This is a genomic window from Bradyrhizobium diversitatis (genome assembly GCF_016031635.1).
In the GTDB taxonomy this organism is placed as follows: Bacteria; Pseudomonadota; Alphaproteobacteria; order Rhizobiales; family Xanthobacteraceae; genus Bradyrhizobium; species Bradyrhizobium diversitatis.
In genome coordinates, this window is the sequence record NZ_JACEGD010000017.1 from 197498 (window position 1) to 204462 (window position 6965).

Genomic DNA, 6965 nt, shown 5'->3' on the forward strand with positions numbered 1-6965 from the left:
CATCTCGTTATCCGTTCAGTTCGTCCAAGCACTCAAATGGGTCTTGCCGCGGGCGCCGTTGCCGCTCTGATGGCCGGCGTGCCGGCCGAAGCGCAGAAGGCTCCGCGCGGTCCCGCGCTGCCGCCTGTCGTCGTCCAGCCGGCCGAGCCGACGGCACGGCCTCCGGCTGCGCAAAGCACAAGGACCGGCAACGCGCCGCGCCGCACCGTCCGCCGCGCGCCGCCGGCCGCCATTGCAACGCCAGTCGCGGCGAGGCCTTCGGTCGACAGCGACAATGTCAGCCAGACGCGCGATGGCGTCGATGGCTACGTTGCCCATGGCACCGCGGCCGGCGCCAAGGTCGCAACGCCGCTCCTGCAGCTGCCGCGCTCGGTGTCCACCATCACCCGCCAGGAAATGGCGGACCGCGATGTCGAGAGCGTGCGCGAGGCGATGCAATACACGGCAGGCGTCGGGACCTATTTTCGCGAGGGGCAATTCACCCGCGACTACGGCTACGTGCGCGGCTTTCAGGGCCTGCAGTTCGTCGATGGTCTCAGGCTCAACGTCAACAACTACGGTCTGGAGCCATACGGATTCGAACGCGTCGACGTGCTGAAAGGACCCGCCGCGAGCTTGTACGGACAGGGCAGCCCGGGCGGATTGTGGGACCTAACCAGCAAACGCCCGACCGATCATGCTTTCGGCGAGGCGCTCGTCCGCTTCGGCGTGCGCAATACGGTCGAGGGCGCGTTCGATGTCGGCGGTCCGGTGACCCCTGATCAATCGCTGCTCTATCGCGTCGTCGGGCTCGGCAAGATGGGCGATGGTCAGATCGATTTCACCAGCAACCAGCGGGCCTTCATCGCGCCCTCCTTCACTTGGCGCATCAGCGAAGACACCACCCTGACGATTCTGGCAGCCTATCAGTACGATCCCAAATTGACCGTGTTGCAGCCGCTTCCATACGTGGGAACGATCGTGCCGGGTGCGAACGGGCAGTTCATCTCCCGCAGCACCTTCCTGGGCGAGCCGGGCTATCACGACACCTCGATCAAGCAGGCCCGGGTCGGCTACGAGTTCAAGCACCGCTTAAACGACGTCTTCTCGTTCCAGCAAAACTTCTACTACCAGAACATCGACATCGACCTGAAAGAGGTGATGAGCAGCGCGTCGTCGAGCACGACGACGAACCGCCTTGCCTATCATCAGACATTCAAGATCGACATGTACCAGATCGACAACCGGCTGAAGGCTGATTTTGCCATGGGGCCGCTTTGGCATCACGTCGTATTCGGAACCGACTACTCGGCGGTCACTGCCGAGCAGGGGACCGGTACGGGAGCGGCGACGGCGCTCAATCTCTACACTCCCGTCTATGGGCAGCCGTTCGTGAATTCGCCCACCATCACAAGTCTCCGCTATCAGGATCAGAGGCAGGCTGGCGCCTACGTCCAGGACCGTGTCGAGTTCGACCGCCTCAACGTGTTACTCGGTGTCCGTTACGATCAGCTCGAGCAGGACCAGAAGACACGTGCGCTGAACGTAGCGACGGGCGTGTTCTCGAATCCGGCATGGACGTTCCAGCCGGATCACGGTATGACCTACAACGGAGGTCTGATCTACAACTTCGAAAACGGGGTCGCGCCGTACGCCAGCTATTCCCAGACCTTCACGCCGACATTCGGAACGGATTTCTTTGGCCGACCGTTCGTTCCCGTGACCGGCGATCAGAAGGAATTTGGCATCAAGTACATTCCACCCGGCTTCGATATCCTGATGTCGGCCGCGGTGTTCGACATCACGCAGTACAACGTGCAGACTCGCGACCTCGCGCATCCCGGTTTTTCGGTCCAGACGAGTTCGGTCGAAAGCCAGGGCGGCGAAGTCGAACTCAAGACCACGCATCTCTACGGCTTCAACATCAGTGCGGCCTACACCTATCTCGACGCCAAGGTCATCGCGACCAACACACCCGGCGGCCTCGGCAAGCGTCCCGTTGGCATCCCGATGAACGCGGCCTCGCTGTGGACGACCTACCGTTTCGGCGGTGGCGGCTGGCTCGCCGGCCTTACCCTCGGCGGTGGCGTGCGTTGGGTGGGAGATCAGGCCGTCGATGCCCTGAATACCTTGGCTGTGCCGTCGTTCACGCTCTACGACCTCACGGCCCGCTACGATCTGGGCGAGCGTTTCCCGACTCTTGAGAAGTGGGACGTTGCGTTGAACGTCAAGAACCTGCTCGACACCCGCTATGTCGGGTCCTGCGACGATGCTCTGAACTGCTACTATGGTCCGGGCCGCAACATCACGGGGACGCTGCGTGCACGCTGGTAACTCGCCTCGGGCTGACCGACCATGACGCCGGACGAGGTCTGCGAGGCCATCGACCGGCTGGCCGTCGGCGATTATGCGTCGTTCGGCGGCCGCCTCGTGGGTCCGCAGGACTCGCGGCAGGGGATATCGGCAGGCCAGCTTCTGGACGCGCCCATGCGAGAAGCGATCAGGAATCGCTTCTCGCAGCGCTTTGCGACCTTCGACCTTCGTGCCGTGCAGTCGATCTGGATGAAGTGGTATCTGAACGCGTTCATCCCGCCGGTACTGCTGGCCGACGTCCTGTTGGGGCAATCGGTTTCGGTCGATCTGTCCAGGCTGCGCTTCATCATTGCAGATGACGGCCGGGTCGAGGCGGTCAGGATCGACCGCACGCGCGACAGTAGCCGCGAAGAGCCGTTTCAGCGACTGCGGCCGCTGCTGTTCGAACACTTCGCGCCCCTGATCGAGATGTGGTGCGATCGAACCGATGTGACGGCACGCGTATTCTGGAGCAATGTCGGCAATACTTTCGAGGCGATGTTGTGCAGGATCGAAGCTGTGTCCGGCCCGTCGGCGCGCCTTTCTGAAGCCCGGCGCTGGCTTTCGGAGCCCGTCACCTCGACGAGCGAACCAAATCCGCTGTTCGACGCTGTCCACTACGTGCTGGAGAGTGGCTCGCCGGAGCGGCGCCGCCGCGTCTGCTGCCTGCAATATCTCTTGCCTGACCGGCGCTTCTGCAAGGCCTGCCCGATCGAGGAGGCGCGCGCGGCGCGTCGGCAGGAAGGAGCATGATCTTGAACCGTATTGCTTCCCTGAGAACGTCTCTGCGGGAGGTGGGTCGCATAGCCGGGCCTTATTTCCGGTCCGAGGAGCGCTGGAGCGCGATCGGGCTGTTCGTCGCGATCATTGGAGGCCAGCTTGCCCTGGTCGGAGCTGCCGTTGCCGAGAACTACTGGCGCAACGCGTTCTATCAGGCACTCCAGGACAAGGACTGGGACGGCTTCCTCACCCAGTTCGGCGTCTTCAGCATCATTGGCGTCGTCTTCGTTCTCGGTACGGTCTATCAGCGCTACCTCACGCAATGGCTGACCATCCGCTGGCGCCGCTGGTTGACCGCGCGGTATGTCGACGAATGGCTCGATGGTCCCGTTCATTACCGCGCGGCGGTCGGCGGCAACGCGATCGACAATCCTGATCAGCGCATCGCCGACGATGTCAGGCAGTTCATCGACGGCGTGCTCTCGCTCACTGTCGGCCTGATCGGCGCCGTCGCCCGCATCGTGTCGTTCGTCGCCGTGCTTTGGACGCTCTCGAACATCGTGCCGCTGCACTTTTTCGGCGAGTCCTATGTGATCCCGGGCTATCTGGTCTGGGCAGCCCTTATCTATTCGGTCCTGGGCACGGTCATGACCCATCTGATTGGTCGACGCCTGATTGCGATCGATTTCGAGCGGGAGCGGCGCGAGGCGAATTTTCGGTTCGCACTCGTGCGCATCCGCGAGAACGGCGAGGCCGTCGCCATGATGCGCGGCGAAGCGTCGGAACGCGAGGACCTGCTGGGACGTTTCGCCGAGATATCAAGAAACTGGTATTGGCTGATGCGACGGGAGCAGTTCGTGTCGCTGTTCGCCGAGAGCTACAAGTACTACTCGCGCTATTTCCCCTATTTCGCACTCTCGCCCTTGTTCTTCGGTGGCACCATGCAGCTCGGGGCCTTCATGCAGGCCGGCTCCGCCTTCAACTCGGTGCATCAGGGCTTTTCCTATTTCATCGGCTCCTATGTCCGGGTCGCGGAACTGGCTGCCACCGTGCAGCGGCTATCCCAATTCGAACGGACGATGGCTGAGGCAGCATCCAGTCACGAAGCGGTTCATCCGGCTACCGAAGGTGGACTCGTTATCGAAAATCTCGAAGTCAGCGATCGGGCCGGCCAGAATATCGGTTCGTTGAACCGTCTCACGCTTCGGCCGGGTGAAGCTGCTTTGCTGGTTGGCCGATCTGGAGCCGGCAAGACCAGCCTGCTCCGGAGCATTGCCGGCCTCTGGCCCCATGTGAAGGGCAGGGTGGCCCGACCTGTGGAGCGGATCATGGCGTTGCCTCAGCGTCCCTACATTCCGCTGGGGTCGCTGCGACGGGCGGTGAGCTATCCGGCTTCATTCGAACAGTTTGGCAATGAGCGCCTTCGAGAAGTGTTGGGCGCGGTCGGGCTTTCGCATCTGGATGGAGATCTCGACGTCGTGGATGCGTGGGAACGACGATTGTCCGAGGGCGAGAAGCAACGTCTGTCCCTCGCGCGCGTTCTGCTTGCAGAACCAGACCTGATCCTGCTCGACGAGGCCACGTCTGCGCTCGAAGGGCCGGCGGCGGGCATCCTGCATCGTGAACTTCGCCAGAGGTTGCCAGGGTCGGTCATCATTTCCGCAGGCCACGATAGAGAGTTCAGCGAGTTCTACGACAAGTTCGTTGAACTGGAGAAACGCACTTAGCGCGCTGCGGGCTATGAACTGTTGCTAATAACGCTATATGGTGTTTGAGCACGATCTTTCGCAAGATCTAGCGACTAGGGTTCACCTGAAACTGATCCAAGTGTCAAACTCATTCTGCCCAGCGCTTACGCCCACCTGCTCGATTGCCCGAGGACGCACTCAATCGTGCGACTATGAAGAGTTGTGCCTTTATGCGGAGAGTGGCGCTTGTGATACTGGGACTGCTCGTGTGATGCCCGCAACAACTGACAAGCGTAGATGTCAAATCGCGCGCAACCTGAAATTACACCTGATACCCCTCTTCGCCTTGCTGATGCCGCGAAGATCGCGTTTCCTTTGGGAGGAATGACGGTTGCGGGTTTGCGCCGAGAGCGCGATCGGAAGCGATTGGTTGTCGAGAAGATTGCCGGCAAGGAATTCACAACGCTGGCTCATATCGAACGGATGCGAGAGCTATGCCGCGAAGAAGCAAGGGGGCCAGACTTCAACTCAAAGCAGCCCGTCGAAGCAAGAGCGGAAAGGTCACTCACCAAGCGACCTGGATCATCAGAGACAACGGCCGGGATGTCGGCACAGGCTGCGCTGCAGATCAGATTGCGGCCGCGGAGGAAAAACTAAGGGACTACATAAGCTCTAAGCACACCCCGAAGCGACGAATTCGCCATATAGATGATATCGCTATCGCGGATGTCCTCTCGATTTACTTGGACGCGCAGTTGGATAAGCTTCGCGGCCGTTTCAACGTCGATAGCGAGAGCGAAGATGCCATTCCCGATATCCGCAAGTTCAAGAAGCGGATCGAACGCTTGAACGAGTGGTGGGGAGCAAAAATGCTGGGCGAGGTAAATGGGGAGGCATGTCGCTCGTACGCCAAGAAGCGCGGCAAGCGGGGAGGCGCGCGCCGGGACCTTGAAGACCTGCGCGCTGCCATTGGTCACCATTCAGTTGAAGGATATCATCGGGAAATCGTGAAAGTGTCGCTGCCGGAGAAGGGCCGACCGCGAGACAAGTGGCTAACCCGCAGCGATGCGGCCAAACTGTTTTGGACCTGCTGGCGCTATCGCGAAATGCAAAAAGGCTCGCGCCGTCCGATCGACGACGTGAAAGTCCCCACAAGCAAACGTCCCCTTCGCCATCTTGCGCGGTTCATTTTGTTGGGCATCTACAGCGGAACCCGCGCGGGAGCCATCGCAACTGCGTCTCCCATCCCGGCGATTGGTCGCTCCTATGTCGACCTGGAGCGCGGCCGCTATTACCGTCTGAAACAGGGCAGTGCCAAAACCAACAAGCGGCAACCGACGGTCCCGATGCCCTTGCGCTTGCTTGCTCACCTGCGGCGTTGGCATCGGATTGATCCAGACGCGAAACATTTCGTCGAGTATAATGGAAGGCCGGTTGCCTCAGTAAAAACGGCGTTCAAGAGTGCCGTGAGGCTTGCAGGGCTTGGTCCGGGAATCTCCCCTCATACGCTGCGACACACCGCAGCGACTTGGCTCATGCAGAGAGGCGCGGATCCTTGGCAAGCCGCGGGCTATCTCGGAATGTCGCTTGATGTGCTACTCAACACCTATGGCCATCACCATCCCGACTATTTGTCCGACGCGGTCGACAAGATCGCCAAGCGCGACCCGACCAGCGAACGAAAAGCGCACGTATCTGGTGCGGTTTCTGGTGCGGTACTTCCGATGAAACGAAGCGGTTTCTGATAAGTTATTGATTTCGTTGGTGGGCCCGGCAGGACTCGAACCTGCAACCAGACCGTTATGAGCGGCCGGCTCTAACCATTGAGCTACAGGCCCCGACGCTGAAACGCGGCCGCGTTGTGCGCCATGATCGTTTACAGGTTGGCCGGCATTCCGGCAATCCTCTAAAATTTCGAGCAAACTAGGAAGTCGTCCGTGAAGAGCGGCTAAGCGATTGAGCTAGAATCGCATTTGTCTTTGTGGGCTGTTTTGCGATTGCAGGGTTTTGATGCTTGGGGCATCGGAACCTTGCAATTTCATTTTCAGGATTCCGTCGAATCGCCAGTCATGATTCCGTCGTCGCATCGGAGGTGGCGATGCGACCGAAGAAGCACAGGACGACGGAATCGGGCGATCTGTTCCGGGCCAGGCTGGACCAGATCATCAATATGAAGCACGAGCTGGTTCAGCTTGCCGGCAAGGTCGATTGGGACTGGATCGACGG

Annotated in this window: 5 protein-coding genes and 1 tRNA gene; 5 read left to right on the forward strand and 1 reads right to left on the reverse strand. The window is 60.5% G+C overall.

The window, feature by feature from the left end:
* Positions 1-36: 36 nt before the first annotated feature.
* The 5 genes from H1B27_RS20190 to H1B27_RS20205 all read left to right on the forward strand — a co-directional run bounded on the left by H1B27_RS20190 (position 37) and on the right by H1B27_RS20205 (position 6484).
* Positions 37-2313, forward strand: coding sequence for a TonB-dependent siderophore receptor (locus tag H1B27_RS20190; RefSeq protein WP_197967268.1), 2277 nt, complete (start codon positions 37-39; stop codon positions 2311-2313).
* A 21-nt stretch (positions 2314-2334) separates the two neighbouring features.
* Positions 2335-3084 (forward strand): siderophore-iron reductase FhuF, encoded by a 750-nt coding sequence (gene fhuF, locus H1B27_RS20195; protein ID WP_197967269.1) that lies wholly within the window; start codon positions 2335-2337, stop codon positions 3082-3084.
* Between the two features lie 2 nt (positions 3085-3086).
* The gene (locus H1B27_RS20200; RefSeq protein ID WP_197967270.1) at positions 3087-4778 is read left to right on the forward strand and encodes an ABC transporter ATP-binding protein/permease; all 1692 of its coding nucleotides are present in this window, start codon (positions 3087-3089) and stop codon (positions 4776-4778) included.
* 258 nt (positions 4779-5036) lie between these two features.
* Positions 5037-5396: an excisionase gene (locus tag H1B27_RS40240; protein ID WP_246515547.1), complete on the forward strand. Its 360-nt coding sequence runs from the start codon at positions 5037-5039 to the stop codon at positions 5394-5396.
* Positions 5397-5494: 98 nt separating this feature from the next.
* On the forward strand, positions 5495-6484 hold the full coding sequence (locus H1B27_RS20205; RefSeq protein ID WP_246515549.1) for a tyrosine-type recombinase/integrase: 990 nt from the start codon (positions 5495-5497) through the stop codon (positions 6482-6484).
* Between the two features lie 17 nt (positions 6485-6501).
* Here H1B27_RS20205 and H1B27_RS20210 read toward each other — a convergent pair.
* A tRNA-Ile gene (locus tag H1B27_RS20210) sits at positions 6502-6577 on the reverse strand.
* Positions 6578-6965 lie beyond the last annotated feature (388 nt).